Here is a 14,002-nt window from a genome sequence, read left to right as displayed (position 1 = left end):
CCCGGAGGAAGGCGCGGAGCCCCATGGCCCCGGTGCTGTCCTCGGGCTGCCCTGGCGCTGCGCGGCACATCGGGCCGCCGGCAGTCCGGACGGCAGCGGTGCCGTTCCTGACACACGCGAGCCGAAAGAACACAGTGGCAACGCGTCCGCCGCCACGCCGGCCGCGCCTGCCGCGCGATGACGGTCCCTCAGGAGGCATCGGCGGGAACAGCGGTCAGCAGGCCGTGGATGATGGGGCCGGCGGAGCCGCCGCCGGTGACTCCCTGCTCCACGACGCACGCCACGGCCACGTTGCCCCGGTAGGCGACGAGCCATCCGTTGTTGGGCTCGCCCTCGGAGACCTCCGCGGTACCGGTCTTCGCGCCGATGTCACCCGGGAGGTCGGACAGGCTTCTCGCCGTGCCGTCGGTGACGGTGGTGCGCATCATCTCGCGCAGCTGTGCGACGACCCTGCCGGGAAGCGGGGCGGTGGTGGTCGTGTCCTTGGCGTCGCCCTTGATCGTGGGCTGATGGAAGGTTCCGGAGACGGCGGTCGCGGTGACGGAAGCCATGATCAGCGGATTGGCCTGGATCCTGCCCTGGCCGATCATCGAGGCGGCCTTCTCGGTCTCGTCCTTCGGCGCCGGTACCGAGCCGTCGTAGGAGGGGATGCCCACGTGCCAGTCCTGTCCGACGCCGAAGTACCTGCGGGCGACGTCGCCGAGCTCCCGGTCGCCGAGTCTGCCCCGCAGGCCGATGAAGGCGGTGTTGCACGACTCCGCGAAGTCCTTCGAGAACGTGGCGTTGCGGTGTTCGGAGGTCTCCACGTTGTGGAACTGCTTGCCGACCGTGACGTACTTCGGGCAGTCGACGATGTCCTCGGGCGCCACGGCGTTCTTGAGCAGCAGGGCGCTGCTGGTGACGATCTTCCACGTGGAGCCCGGCGCATAGGTGCCGGAAACGGCTCGGTTGAAGCCGGACGACGGGGAGTTGGCCATGGCCAGGATCTGCCCGTTGTCGATCCGGAGGGCGACCAGCGAGGCGTTCTTGCCGCCGGCGTGGGCCGTGAGGGCCCTCTCCGCGGCGGACTGCCAGATGACGTCGAGCGTGGTGCGGACGGCCCGGCCGCCCGAGGTGTCGCCCTTCCCGCCGAAGGTGGCCTCCGTACGCTCGACCTCCCCCGTGGTCCGGTCGACGAGCTGGATCGCACCTCGCGGGCCGGAACCGGAGCTCTCGCCGGAGGCCAACTGGGCCAGGACGGGGCGCACGGTGGGGTGGGCGTCGCCCGAGAGGGTTTTCCCGTTCCGGTCGACAGCGGGGGGCGGATCCGCGTCCTCGCGTTCCAGGTGGAACTTCGCCGAGTCGCTCAGGTGCGGGTGGACGAGCGAGAGTGTCCAGTGCACCTTCCATCCGCCCGCCGCGTGCTTGCTGAGTGACAGTGTCGACTTGTAGGTCCAGGTGCCCAGGCCGGTCACGGGCATCCGCGCCGTGAAGGGGACGCTGACGGTGCCGTCCCCGCCCTCGACGGGGGCCGCAGCGGTCAGCGTGGGTCTGCCGATGTCGAGGCCCTTGGTGAAGTTGCCCAGCACCTCCTGCGCCGTACCAGGCCGGTCGGTGCGGCCGGCCGCGTTCGGCAGGCGTCCTGCGGCCCAGTCCGCGAGAAAGGCGCGGGCCTGGGCGACGGCCGCCGGGGCGGGGCCGGAACGGGAGGTGCCGCGGGCGAAGGGGCCGAGGCCGGCCGCGTACGTCGCGCCCGCGACGACGGCTGTCACCACGGCGGTCGCGGTGACGGCCCGTACGGTCCTGCGGGGCTTGCGGCGGCTGGTGGCCGTGGTGGTGTATTCGGGTTCGGACATCGTCTGGTCCTGTCTCCGTGGGCAGTTGCCGGGCTCCCCGCGTGGGGAATCCGTAGCCCGAGGAGAGCAATGCCCCGCGGTGCCTGTCCAAGACCCATATCAATCGTGGATTGATCAATATCCGATATGATTGCTGATCGTGGACCTCGTACGGCACCTGGAGTGCTTCGTGGCTGTTGCAGAAGAGTCACACTTCGGCCGTGCCGCGACTCGGCTGGGCATGGCCCAGCCGCCGTTGTCACAGCGCATCCAGCGCCTGGAACGGGAGCTGGGTGTCCGGTTGTTCGAGCGCAGCAGCCGACAGGTGACCATCACCGAAGCGGGGACGCTGCTGTTGGCGGAGGCCCGTGAACTGCTGGCCCGCTCCGAGGCGTTCACCGCCACGGCGCGCCGCATCAGGGACGGCGAGACCGGGCTCCTGCGAGCCGCGCTGTCGCCCGACATCCCCGGCGAGACCGTCGCCGCGCTGCTCACGGACTTCCAGGGGCGTCATGCAGGACTGAAACTGGAGCTGCTGGAACTCACCACCACCCAGCAGCTCGACCGGTTCGCGTCGCACGACCTGGACGTCGGGATCGTCCATCATCCCTGTGACGTCTCCGGTTTGGAGCTCGGCCCGGTGCTGCGCCGCGAGTTGGGTGTGCTGCTGCCGCGCGACGCCGAGGCGGCCGAACTCGACGAGGTACCGCTCGCTGCGCTCGTGGGCTACGACCTGATCCTCTTCCCCCGTACCGCGGCTCCGGCGCTGTACGACGAGCTGCTGACCGCTTGTGCCCGCAACGGTTACACCCCGGCCGCGGTCCGGCACGGTCAGGGCGCCAGCTTCGTCCGCGGTCTGGTCCTCTCCGCCAACGCCGTGGCGTTCGGCCCGCGCGACGCCCAACCCGCCAAGGCACGCGACCGGCAGCCGGAGCACGCCGCCGGCATCGACGCGGGTGTCGTCTGGCGGCCCCTCGCCGGCGCCCCGCTGGCCTGGCGGCACTCCGTCGCCTGGCCCAAGGGGCGCGGCGACGCCGCCGTCAGCGCCTTCACGGAGGCGGCCACGCACGCCCTGCGCGCGACGGCCGGCGCCACCGGCGACGTACCCTCACGGCCGTTGCACCTTCGCCCGGCATCGGAGTACTGGCTGTGACCGACATCCCCGGCCGCATTCGCGCGGCCTTCACCGAAGCCGGTGTCACCGGCCGGCTGCACGCCCTCGACATCGACTCCGGCGCACAGATCGACGTCGGCGCGGACCAGCCGGTCTGCACCGCCAGCGTCCACAAGCTCTGCCTGCTCGTGACCCTCCACGAACTGGCCGCGGCGGGGCACCTGGATCTCGGCGAGCAGATCGAGTGCGCTTCGGCCGGCCGCACCGCCGGCCCCACCGGACTGGCCGCCATGCTCGACCCGGTGCGCATGTCCCTGCGCGATGTGGCGTACCTGATGATGGCCGTCAGCGACAACGCCTCCGCCGACCTGCTGCTGGGGCGTGTCGGCCTCGACGCCGTCAACCGCACCACGGCTCGCCTGGGCCTCACCCGTACGCACGCCGTCCACACCTTCGGGGAGCTCTTCGCGACCATCCGGGAAGACGCCGGACCCGGCGGCGCCCAGGCCCTGGCCGACCCCCACGTCATCTCCCGGCTCAGGGCGCTCGACCCGACCCGCACCAACCGCAGCGTCCCGCGCGACATGACCCGGCTGCTCGGCGCGGTCTGGCGCGACGAGGTCTGCACCCCCGAACACGGCGCCTCCATCCGCCGCCTCCTCGGCCTGCAGGTGTGGCCACACCGCCTGGCCTCCGGCTTTCCCTTCGACGACGTCCATGTAGCCGGCAAGACCGGCACCTTGCCGACGGCGCGCAACGAGGTGGGTGTCGTCGAATACCCCGACGGCGGCCGCTATGCCGTCGCCGTCTTCACCAGAACCGCCAACACAGCCGCCACCCTCCCCGCTGCCGATGCCGTCATCGGTACGGCCGCACGCATCGCCGTCGACGCTCTGCGCGCCTTCTGACGGGGATGCGGTGCGGATGAGCCCTGGCGCCGGCAGCGCAGGCTCACCCCGTGACGACGTGGCCGTCCTTGGCGACTTCGTAGTATTCGGTGGAGCCGAGATCCAGCTCGACCACCATGCCGTGCCGCTTGCGGAGACCCGCGACCGATCCCGACGCGGGCTCACGCAGGCAGCGCGTCACCGGAGGGTCGTCCTTCGGGCATGGCCCGGGCTCCTCGACGAGAAGGCGGGGATTGCGCTCACGCACCGGGTCCCAGACGAGTGTCTGCGGAGCGTCGAACAACTGGGTCGGCTCCGGGGAGTGCGGACCGGACGGATTGGGACCGTGTCCGCGGTAGTAGTCGACCAGGTGGCTGCGGTAGTAGTCGTGACCGAACGCGATGAGGGACCCCGGTCGGTCGCCGGCAGCAAATATGCCGTCGAGTACGGAGCCGAGCCGCTTCGGATCGACCCCGTAGTATGCGCTGACCTGCATCGAACAGCGGATCTTGTAGGCGTCGTCGCCGTTCGGCTCGAGCCACTGCTTCGCTGTTCCCCCGAAGCAGGCGTCGCGTACGACGAGCATGCCTCGTCCGAGCGGGGTGTCGTGGGCGTACGCCCGCACTACGTCTCGAAGGCGGTCCTGCGCGGCCTGCCGAGCGTGTGCCGCCCGGGCGCTGCCGGCGAGCTCGCGGACTTCCTCCGGGCTCGTGGCGCGGTCCTGGGAGGAGCAGGCGGAGAGAGCCAGCACGACCACGGCGGCAACCGTGCCCCCCACGGTCCTGCGCGATCCCGTCATGTTCCCCCTCCTTCTCCGGCGCGTCACCGCAGATGCGCTCTGGCACTCTGCGCCCGGGCGGGCGGCGTGCGCATGAGTACCCGTACTCACGTGTCCCGGAGGCGGGTCAGTCCTCTCGTGGCACCTGACAGGACGTGCCGGCCGGGCCCGTTCGAAGGGCTCAAGGGCAGTCGATGACCTGGCCCGCCCAGGACAGTCCGCCTCCGAACGCGAGCAGCAGGACCGGGGCGCCGGTGCGCAGTTCGCCCCGTTCGACCAGCTTGGACAGGGCGAGAGGCACGGACGCGGCCGACGTGTTGCCGGCATCCACCACGTCACGGGCGATCACCACGCTGTCGGGCAGACCGAGTTGTCCGACGACAGCGTCGATGATGCGCAGATTCGCCTGATGGGTGACCACGCCGGCCAGGTCGGACAGGGACAGGCCGGCCCGTGCGCAGGCTTCGCGGGCGATGGCCGGCAGTTCGCCGGTGGCCCAGCGGAACACGGTCTGGCCCTCCTGGGCGAAGGAGGGGTGCCAGTCGCCGACCAGGCGGACGGCGTCGCCGCGTGTGGGGTCGGAGCCCCAGGCGACCGGGCCGATCCCGGCGCTGTCCGCCGCGCTCAGCACGGCGGCGCCCGCGCCGTCGCCCAGCAGGACGCAGGTGCGGCGGTCGCTCCAGTCGGTGACGTCCGACATCTTCTCGACGCCGATGACCAGGGCGTGCCGGGCGGCGTCCGCACGGATCGCGTGATCGGCGCAGGCGAGTGCGGTGCAGAAACCGGCGCAGCCGTTGTTGAGGTCGAAGGCCACCGGGGCGGGCAGGCCGAGACGTCCGGCGACCTGGGCGGCGATGGAGGGGCACCGGTCGACGGCCGTGCACGTGGCCACGGTGATCAGTCCGATCTGGGCGGGCTCCAGCCCGGATGCGGCCAGCGCCTTGCTCGCGGCTGCCGCGGCCATGTCGGTCACCGATTCGTCCGCGGCGGCGATGTGCCGGGTGGCGATGCCGGTACGGCGCCGGATCCATGTGTCACTGGTGTCGACCATGGCGGCCAGGTCGTCGTTGGTGAGGACGCGCGTCGGCTGGTAGTGGCCCATGGCGGCAATGCGGCTGCCCGGCACGGTGGCATGCACAGGTGATCTCCTCGCTCGGCGACAGTGCAGCGGAATATAGCAACCGATCGGTCGGAAGTTAAACGTGCGCGGCTCGCTACGATGGACGGCATGAGCCCTCGCAACTCCGCAGTGGAAGCCCGCAGAACGCGGCAGCGCATCGTCGAGCGCGGCATCGCGCTCGCCTCGCTCGACGGTCTCGAAGGGCTCACCATCGGACGCCTGGCGGCCGACCTCGAGATGAGCAAGGCCGGTGTGCTCGGGCACTTCGGCACCAAGGAAGCGCTTCAGCTGGCGACGCTGGAAGGAGCCGCGGCAGCGTTCTCACGCCTGGTGTGGGAACCCGTGGCTCAGGAGAGGCCGGGCCTGCCCCGCCTGCGCGCCATCTGCGACACCTGGATCGCCTACCTCGAGAACGAACGTGACGTCTTCCCCGGCGGGTGCCTGTTCGCCACGGCCTCCGTCGAGTTCGACGCCCGTCGCGGCCCGGTCCGCGACGCGGTGGCCCGGCTCGCCCGCGTCTGGCGGCGGCGCCTCGCCACCGAGGTGCGCGCGGCCGTGACGGCGGGCGAACTCCCGGCGGACACCGACCCGGAACAGGTCGTGTACGAGCTGGTCGGCCTCTATCTGTCGCTCAACCAGGAGATCCAGCTCTTCGCCACCCCGGGGGCCTCCGACCGTACACGGCGGTCACTGGACCGCTTGTTGGGTCCGTGTCCGACATCGTGACGCGGCGGAGAAGAGCCCGCACGGGGCGCGCAGCCGGTCGGTGCCCCCGCAGAAAAACTGGTCCAACCAGTTGACCAGCAGGCCGTTCGCCCCCACCCTGATCGCCATGAATCAGGGACCCGTCCGGCGCGAGGCAGTCTCCGACCAGCTCTTCGCACTCCTGCGCGACAGGATCCTCGGCGGGGAACTGCCGGCGGGTGCCGCGCTCACCGCCGAACGGGAGCTGGCAGCCGAGTTCGGGGTGAACCGGCATGCCGTCCGTGAGGCCGTCAAACGGCTCCAGCAGGCACGGCTGGTCGAGGTCAGCCACGGCGGTCGCACGCTCGTCCTGGACTGGCGGCACACCGCCGGCCTCGACCTCGCCATGGGCATCGCGGCGGCCGACGCCGGGCCCTCGGTGGAGGACCTCGCCCGCGACGCCCTGGAGATGCGGGCGTGCATCGGCGCCGACGCGGCCCGGCTGTGCGCGATCCGGTGCTCCGAGGACACCGCCGGGGAGATCGCCGAGGCCGCGGGCCGCTACGCCCGCACCGGGCCCGATCTGACCGAGCTGGCCGAAGCGGACGTCGCCTGGTGGCGGCTGATCGTGGAGGGGTCCGGGAACACCGCCTACCTGCTGGCCTTCAACAGCCTGGTGGGCGGCACACTCCCGGTCGCCGACGTGCCGGACGACCTGCGGGCCGCGGAACTCCTCGACGTCGAAGCACATCAGCGCCTGGCAGCGCACATCGCGGCACGCGAGGCCGAGGCGGCCGACCGGCTGGCGCGCGAGCTGCTGTCCCGCAGTGTGCCCGCCGCGCCGCGGAAGGCGGTGCGCTGACATGATCCCGGCCGTGGTCTACGCGATACCCGCGTTCGTGCTCCTGGTCGTCGTCGAGGCACTGTCCTACCGCTTCCTCCCGGACGACGACGCGCGCGGCTACGAGCTGCGGGACACCGTCACCAGCATGTCCATGGGCGCCGGCAGCCAGGTCGTCGCGGTGCCGTGGAAGGCGGTGACGATCGTGGTGTACGCGGCCCTCTTCGCCGTCGCCCCGTGGCACCTGTCGCCGCTCTCCGCGTGGACGTGGGTGCTGCTGTTCTTCGGCGACGACCTGGCGTACTACGCCTTCCACCGCGCCCACCACCGGGTGCGGGTGCTGTGGGCGAGCCATGTGGTCCACCACTCCAGCCTCAGCTTCAACCTCTCCACCGCCCTGCGCCAGAGCTGGACGCCGATGACGGGCCTGCCCTTCTGGCTGCCGCTGGCGCTGCTCGGCATTCCGCCGTGGATGATCCTGCTGCAGCAGGCCTTCAGTCTCGTCTACCAGTTCTTCCTGCACACCGAGCGGGTGAACAAACTGTGGCGGCCGGTGGAGTGGTTCTTCAACACGCCCTCCCACCACCGCGTCCACCACGGCTCGAACGCCAGGTACCTGGACCGCAACTACGGCGGCGTCCTCATCGTCTGGGACCGGCTCTTCGGCACCTTCGAACCGGAGGGCGTACGCGTGGTGTACGGCCTGACGAAGAACATCGGCACCTACAACCCGGTGCGGGTGGCCTTCCACGAGTTCGCATCCGCATGGCGCGACGTCCGCGCGGCGCGGCGCTGGCGCGACCGTGTCGGGTACCTGTTCGGGCCCCCCGGCTGGGCACCCGGGGCGGACGGGTGACACACCGCCCCTGGACCGGGTCGTCAACCCCTGCCGGCGCCCGTGCCCGCCGTGCGCCTGTGGCGCTGGACCCGCACACGGCACGTTCCGGTCCTGGCCGGCCCCGGTTTCGCCGCCGGGGACGTGGCGCTGACGCTGCCCGGCCGGGTGGCCTTCGCCGGCGCGATCGCCTTCTTCCCGGGCGCGCGGCCGGCTGGAGGCCGCGTTCCCGCGTGCGGAGGCCCTGCGGTGACCGTCGCGGCATCGGCCCTGTGAGAGGGCCGTCTCGGGGATGACGAACGACCGGACCTGCTCCGCCCGGGTTTCGTAACGCGGTGGCTCCGTGGGTCGTCCGTGCGATCCCGTGGGCCGTCACCGGCGTCATGCTCACACCATGACTCACACCCCCCGCGACAACACCGCGGAACCGCAGCGCGACCTCGAGCCGTCGGACGTTCCCGCGGGTGCCACCCGCAGGTCCGTCATAGCCACCCTGGGCGGCGCCACCCTCGGTGTGGCCGCGCTGGGCCTCGCCGCGACGCAGGCGACCGCCGCCACCGGGCACCGGGCCGCGGCCCGGCCGGCCGCCGACTGTGTCCTCACGCCCGAGCAGACCGAGGGGCCGTACTACCTGGACCTGGAGACGGTCCGCAAGGACATCACAGAGGGGAAGGCGGGTGTCCCGCTGACCCTCCGCGTGACGGTGGTCGACGCGGCGACCTGCGCCCCGCTGCCCCAGACGGCGGTCGACATCTGGCACTGCGACGCCCTCGGGGTCTACTCCGGGTATGTCGCCGGCGGTTCCACCCCGGACACCACCTTCCTGCGCGGCGTGCAGCTGACCGACTCCGCCGGTGTCGCGGAGTTCACCACCGTCTACCCCGGCTGGTACGTCGGCCGGGCCCTCCACATCCACGTCAAGACGCATGAGGGAGGCACCGTGTCGGGCGGGACGTACCACGGCGGTCACGTGTCCCACACGGGCCAGCTCTACTTCCCGGAGGCGTACAACACCAGGATCGCCGCCCGGTCGCCGTACCGGAACAACACGGCCACCCGCACGCTCAACGCGCGGGACGGCATCTACCGCAACGGCGGGTCCTCGACCCTGCTGAATCTCACCCAGGCGGGCAGCGACCTCGGCAAGGGAGTGACCGGGAGCGTCGTACTCGGTATCGACCCCGCCGCCACACCCTGACGCGACCTGACGCACCGGGATGCCCGCGGTGGCCGGCCCCGCCACGGAGCCGGCCACCGCACGCGCGACGGCGGTCGCTCCGCTCCTGCCGAAGCCGACCGGCGCGGTTTTCACAGGGACACATGAGCCGAAGGCGATGGTTTCGTTCCGGGGCGGTGCGGCCAGGAATCGGGGATGAGCCGGAGTCGAACATGCGATGTGTGCGGTGCGGCGCTGATCGTGAGGCCGCACGGGGGTCGGCCGGCTCGGTACTGCTCCAGCGCCTGCCGGCAGCGGGCGCTGCGGCGACGGGCGGCTTCGGGTGCCACGGTCGCGACGGCCGGGGGGAGCTTCCTGCCGCCGGCGCTCGACTCCTTCGTCGGCCGGCAGCACGAGCTGTCGGGCCTGCGCACCCTCCTGAGGACCTCGCGCCTCCTCACGCTGACCGGTGCCGGCGGGGTGGGCAAGACCCGGCTGGCGCTGGAGTTCGCCAAGCGATTACCCAAGCGCTTCGCACGAGTCGACCTCGTGGAACTCGCCTCACTCCAGGACGGCGCGCTGCTGACGCAGTCCCTGGCCGCCGCGCTGGGAGTGGGCGAGCGAGCGGGCCGGACCGGCGTCGACGCGCTGGTGCGGGCGATCGGTGACGCCCCCCGGGTGCTGATTCTGGACAACTGCGAGCATCTGGCCGAGCCGTGCGCCAGGCTGGCCCAGACCCTGCTGGGCCGCTGCCCCCGTCTGCGGATCCTGGCCACCAGCCGGGAGGCCCTGAGGGTGCCCGGAGAGACCGTGTTCCGGGTCGGCGAGCTGTCCCTGCCGGCGGCCGACGCCGGAGACGATGTGACGGCCCTGATGCAGTCCGATGCCGTACGGCTCTTCGTCGACCGCGCCGCGAGCAACTCCCCGGGGTTCACGCTCCATCGCGGCAACGGCCACGTGGTGGCCGAGATCTGCCGCCGCCTGGACGGCCTGGCGCTCGCCGTCGAACTCGCGGCCCGCAACGTCGGTGCCCTCGCGCTGAGCGACATCCTGGCGGGGCTGGAAGACCAGTTCTCCCAACTGGACCTTCTGACCAGGGGGAGCCGCACCGGACCCGCACGCCACAGCGGGTTCGCCGCAGCGGTCGACTGGAGCCACCGGCTGCTGGATCCGGCCGAGCAGGCCGTCTTCCGGCGCCTCTCGGTCCTGGTCGGCGGGTTCGACGCGACCGCCGCACAAACCGTCTGCGCCGGTGACGGCATAGGCCGGCGGCAGGTCTTCCGCATCCTGTGCGCCCTGGAAGCGAAGTCGCTCGTCGTCCGTCTGCCGGGAGAGACGGCGCCCACACGTTTCCGGCAGTTGAGTGCCATCCGTACCTGCGCCCTGGACCGTCTGCGGGCATCCGGTGAGCTGCACGCCACCCTGCGCCGGGCGCTCGCGTGGCTGACCGAGCTGGCCGGGCGGGGCCGCGGGGAGGTGTTCGCCGACCAGGCCGGCAGCCCGCTCGCGGCGGAACGGGACAATCTCGCCTCCATACTGAACTGCAGCGCGGGCCACGGCGACACCGTACGGGTGCGGCTGACCCTGGAACTGGCGCGCGTGCACTACCAGCAGGAACAGCCGTCGGCCGCCCGTGCGTTGCTCACCGGTCTCCTGCGGGGAGCCGCGGGCCGGGCGCTGGGCGGGCAGGTGTCGGCGCTCGCCGCACGGGTGGCCTGTCAGCAGGCCGACCTGGACGAGGCACTGCGCCTGGCCGAGCAGGCGGTGCGGGGCGAGCGGACGCGCCGTGACGCCGCCGGACTGGCCAACGCCCTGGACGCCCGGGCGGCCGCGCGGCTGTGCCGCGGTGAGTTCGCCGAGGCCATCGCGGATCTGAGGGAGTGCCTGGAGGTCGTCGCGTCCACCGCGACGCCGCAGGACACGGCCTGGTGCACCCACCACCTGGCCTGGGCACTGCTCCAGGCCGGCGGAGAGCTGGAGGCCGACGAACTGATGTCACGATGTCTGCCCGTGCTGCGGCAGCAGGCGCCATGGCCTCGGACCGCGGCCGCGCTGCACACCGCGGGGGCCGTACGGCTGGCCCTGGGGCGTCTGCGCAGCGCGGAGACCTTGTTCGCCGAGGTGCTGCGGATCGTCCCAGGGTCCAGTTTCCATGCCCTGTACCCCGTGGAGGGTCTGGCCCTCGTGGCCGCCGAGAGCGGCGACATGCAGCGTGCGCTGCGGCTGTACGAGGCGAGCGTGCAGGCGCGGCGCCACCTGGACACCGAGCCCGAGGCTCCCTGGCGGCACAGGGTGGAACAGGCGGCGGAGCGTGCCCGGACACGGCTCTCGGCAGCGGCGCAGGAGGCTGCCGTCGCCGGTGCCCGCGGGCTGCGCGGGGAGCGGCTGGTGGTGTACGCGCTCGGCGCGGGGAGCGGCGAGGCCCGCACGGCGCGCGACGTCCGCGCCGGCGACGAGCGGCTCACCGCAAGGGAGTCCACGGTGGCCGAACTCGTCGCCGAAGGGCTGACCAACCGGCAGATCGCGGCCCGGCTCGGCCTTTCGATCCACACGGTCGCCACGCACCTGGACAAGGTCCGCGACAAACTGGGCCTGCGCTCGCGCACGCAGATCGCACTGTGGGCGGCCGCACGGACCGGGGGTGGGAGCACGGCCCGGTGAGCACCTGGAGGTGGTCCCCCCGTCCCTCACCCAGGTGAGGAAGGCGCTGACAGCCGCTGACGAAGATCTCGTACTTGGGATCGTCATCATGGTGGGCTGCTTCCCCGCTTGCTGTGTGCCGCACGTAAGAGGGCGCCCGCGCCGGCTCGCCGTCACTCGGGCGGCGGACCGGCCGCGAAGGTACGGCCCTCGTGGGTCCACCGGGCCGGCTCAGCATCCGCCGCGGCCGACGCGGCCCTGTCCTACGCCCTCACACGTCTTCCTTCGGCTTGGCGAGCCGGCGTTCCAGATCGCGCAGGTCCTTGGCGAGGGAGGAGCGGACCCGGCGGGACAGCAGGGCAGTGGCCAGCCGGAAGGGGCCACCGGGACCGCCTGCGACGCGGATGGCCGCAAGAGTGCCGCGCGGGTGCGGGTCGAACGAGTAGGTGACGTGCATCAGAACGGGCCGCTGAGACTGCCGAGCCGGTCGGTCAAGCGCAGGTTCTCGGAGTAGTCGACGGGGCAGGCGATCACGGAGACGCCTTCGTCGTCGAGGGCGCGGCGCAGTGCGGGCAGCAGCTGGTCGGCGGACTCGACCCGGAAGCCGCGTGCGCCGAAGCTCTCGGCGTAGGCGACCAGGTCCGGGTTGGTGAACCGGGTGTGGCTGTGGCGGCCGAGTTCCAGTTCCATCTTCCAAGTGATCAGACCGTATTCCTGGTCCACCAGAACGAGGACGACCAGCGGGATGCCTTCGCGCACCGCGGTCTCCAGTTCTTGTGAGTTCATCAGGAACGAGCCGTCGCCCATCATCGCCAGGACGCGCCGGTCCGGCCGGGCCAGTTTGGCGGCGATGGCGCCCGGCAGCGCGAAGCCCATGGTGGACAGGCCGTTGGAGACCAGGCAGGTGTCCGGTTCGTAGGTGGGGTAAAGACGCGACATCCACATCTTCCCGGCGCCGGTGTCGGCGAGCACGATGTCGTGGCGGTCCAGCGCGGTGCGGACGTCCGCCACCACGCGCTGTGGCACCAGGGGGAACGTGTCGTTGTCGCGTCCGTACCGGAGTTCTTCGTCGAGCAGCGTACGGATCTTCGCGCTGCTCGCCGAGTCGTAGGTGAGTCCGTCGGGCAGCGCTGCCGCGAGGGCGTCCAGTGCCTGGGAGGGATCGCCCTGGACGCCGACTGCGACGGGGTAGTGGGCGTCGACCTCGGCCGGAAAGCGGTGCACGTGCACGATCCGCTTGTCGCCACTGGGGTTGATCTTGGACGGATCGAACTCCTGGATCTCGTAGCCCACACAGATCAGCACGTCGGCGGCGTCGAAGCCGAAGTTGCCGTAGTCGTGGCGCATGAAGCCGACCGCACCCAGAGCGTTCGGGTGGTCGTCGGGGAAGACACCCTTGCCGTGAAACGTGGTCGCAACGGGGACGTTCAGCCGCTCGGCGAACCGCAGCAGAGCGGCTGACGCCCCGGCCCTGGCGGCGCCGTGGCCGGCCAGCACGGCAGGACGGCGTGCCGCGGTGAGCACCTCGACCGCACGCGCGATCTGCGAGAGTGACGGCGCATCGGCGTGCACCGCGTCGATCTGCAGGGGTGCCACATGCTCGGCGGGTCGCTCCGCTTCGACGTCCTCCGGCACCGCCAGGAACACCGCTCCGGGGCGTTCGCTCTGCGCGGTCTTGAACGCCTTGCGCACCATCTCCGGCACCGCGTCCGGACACTCCACGCGGGCCGCCCACTGGGTGACGGGAGCGAACATCGACACCAGGTCGATGACCTGGTGCGACTCTTTGTGGGTGCGGCGCAGGGAGCCCTGCGCGGACAGGGCCACCACCGGCGAGCTGTTGGTCATGGCGTCCGCGGTGCCGAGCAGCAGGTTGATCGCGCCGGGGCCCAGTGTGGCCGAACACACCCCTGCCCGGCCGGTCAGCCGCCCGTAGATCTCCGCCATGAACGAGGCGGCCTGTTCGTGGCGCACCAGGACGTACCGGATCCCGGAGCCCTGCAAGGCGTCCACGAAGCGGATGTTCTCCTCACCGGGGATGCCGAAGACGTACTCCACACCCTCGGCCCGCAGACAGCGCACCAGCAGGTGCGCCACGTCCTGCGCTGCTGCCGTGTTCCGCGACCCGGTCAT

The 14,002-nt window shown here is 71.7% G+C and carries 13 protein-coding genes; 8 read left to right on the top strand and 5 right to left on the bottom strand.

Features of this window, described 5'->3' with window-relative positions:
* Nucleotides 1-188: 188 nt before the first annotated feature.
* Nucleotides 189-1,835 (bottom strand): penicillin-binding transpeptidase domain-containing protein, encoded by a 1,647-nt coding sequence (locus ACWC94_RS20025; protein WP_450798093.1) that lies wholly within the window; start codon nucleotides 1,833-1,835, stop codon nucleotides 189-191.
* A 139-nt stretch (nucleotides 1,836-1,974) separates the two neighbouring features.
* On the opposite strand from ACWC94_RS20025, the gene ACWC94_RS20020 reads away from it, so the two are divergent.
* Nucleotides 1,975-2,967 (top strand): LysR family transcriptional regulator, encoded by a 993-nt coding sequence (locus ACWC94_RS20020; protein ID WP_450798091.1) that lies wholly within the window; start codon nucleotides 1,975-1,977, stop codon nucleotides 2,965-2,967.
* Entirely contained in the window at nucleotides 2,964-3,836 is an 873-nt protein-coding gene (locus tag ACWC94_RS20015; RefSeq protein WP_450798089.1) for a serine hydrolase, read from the top strand. The genes ACWC94_RS20020 and ACWC94_RS20015 overlap by 4 nt, the downstream gene beginning before the upstream one ends.
* Nucleotides 3,837-3,879: 43 nt before the next feature.
* On the opposite strand, the gene ACWC94_RS20010 is transcribed toward ACWC94_RS20015, so the two are convergent.
* Nucleotides 3,880-4,614 (bottom strand): hypothetical protein, encoded by a 735-nt coding sequence (locus ACWC94_RS20010; protein WP_450798087.1) that lies wholly within the window; start codon nucleotides 4,612-4,614, stop codon nucleotides 3,880-3,882.
* Nucleotides 4,615-4,774: 160 nt separating this feature from the next.
* Entirely contained in the window at nucleotides 4,775-5,719 is a 945-nt protein-coding gene (locus ACWC94_RS20005) for a beta-ketoacyl-ACP synthase III (protein WP_450798150.1), read from the bottom strand.
* 102 nt (nucleotides 5,720-5,821) lie between these two features.
* On the opposite strand from ACWC94_RS20005, the gene ACWC94_RS20000 reads away from it, so the two are divergent.
* The 6 genes from ACWC94_RS20000 (at nucleotide 5,822) to ACWC94_RS19975 (ending at nucleotide 11,890) form a co-directional block, all read left to right on the top strand.
* Complete coding sequence (locus ACWC94_RS20000; protein WP_450798086.1) at nucleotides 5,822-6,439, top strand: TetR/AcrR family transcriptional regulator; 618 nt, start codon at nucleotides 5,822-5,824, stop codon at nucleotides 6,437-6,439.
* Between the two features lie 106 nt (nucleotides 6,440-6,545).
* Nucleotides 6,546-7,259, top strand: a complete 714-nt coding sequence (locus tag ACWC94_RS19995) for a FadR/GntR family transcriptional regulator (protein WP_450798085.1) — start codon at nucleotides 6,546-6,548, stop codon at nucleotides 7,257-7,259.
* A 13-nt stretch (nucleotides 7,260-7,272) separates the two neighbouring features.
* On the top strand, nucleotides 7,273-8,094 hold the full coding sequence (locus tag ACWC94_RS19990) for a sterol desaturase family protein (RefSeq protein ID WP_450798083.1): 822 nt from the start codon (nucleotides 7,273-7,275) through the stop codon (nucleotides 8,092-8,094).
* Between the two features lie 42 nt (nucleotides 8,095-8,136).
* The gene (locus tag ACWC94_RS19985; protein WP_450798082.1) at nucleotides 8,137-8,349 is read left to right on the top strand and encodes a hypothetical protein; all 213 of its coding nucleotides are present in this window, start codon (nucleotides 8,137-8,139) and stop codon (nucleotides 8,347-8,349) included.
* Nucleotides 8,350-8,467: 118 nt separating this feature from the next.
* Nucleotides 8,468-9,271 carry an intradiol ring-cleavage dioxygenase gene (locus tag ACWC94_RS19980; protein WP_450798081.1) on the top strand — a complete coding sequence of 268 codons (804 nt, stop codon included), beginning with the start codon at nucleotides 8,468-8,470 and terminating at the stop codon, nucleotides 9,269-9,271.
* A gap of 174 nt (nucleotides 9,272-9,445) precedes the next feature.
* Nucleotides 9,446-11,890 (top strand): ATP-binding protein, encoded by a 2,445-nt coding sequence (locus tag ACWC94_RS19975; RefSeq protein ID WP_450798080.1) that lies wholly within the window; start codon nucleotides 9,446-9,448, stop codon nucleotides 11,888-11,890.
* A gap of 250 nt (nucleotides 11,891-12,140) precedes the next feature.
* Here ACWC94_RS19975 and ACWC94_RS19970 read toward each other — a convergent pair whose 3' ends face one another.
* Both ACWC94_RS19970 and ACWC94_RS19965 read right to left on the bottom strand, forming a co-directional pair.
* Nucleotides 12,141-12,326: a hypothetical protein gene (locus tag ACWC94_RS19970; protein ID WP_450798079.1), complete on the bottom strand. Its 186-nt coding sequence runs from the start codon at nucleotides 12,324-12,326 to the stop codon at nucleotides 12,141-12,143.
* Nucleotides 12,326-14,002: an acetolactate synthase large subunit gene (locus ACWC94_RS19965; RefSeq protein WP_450798149.1), complete on the bottom strand. Its 1,677-nt coding sequence runs from the start codon at nucleotides 14,000-14,002 to the stop codon at nucleotides 12,326-12,328. The genes ACWC94_RS19970 and ACWC94_RS19965 overlap by 1 nt, the downstream gene beginning before the upstream one ends.

Source organism: Streptomyces sp. NPDC001135, assembly GCF_053598395.1.
The sequence above is the reverse complement of the archived record's forward strand: the minus strand, read 5'-3'. Positions and strand labels throughout refer to the sequence as shown.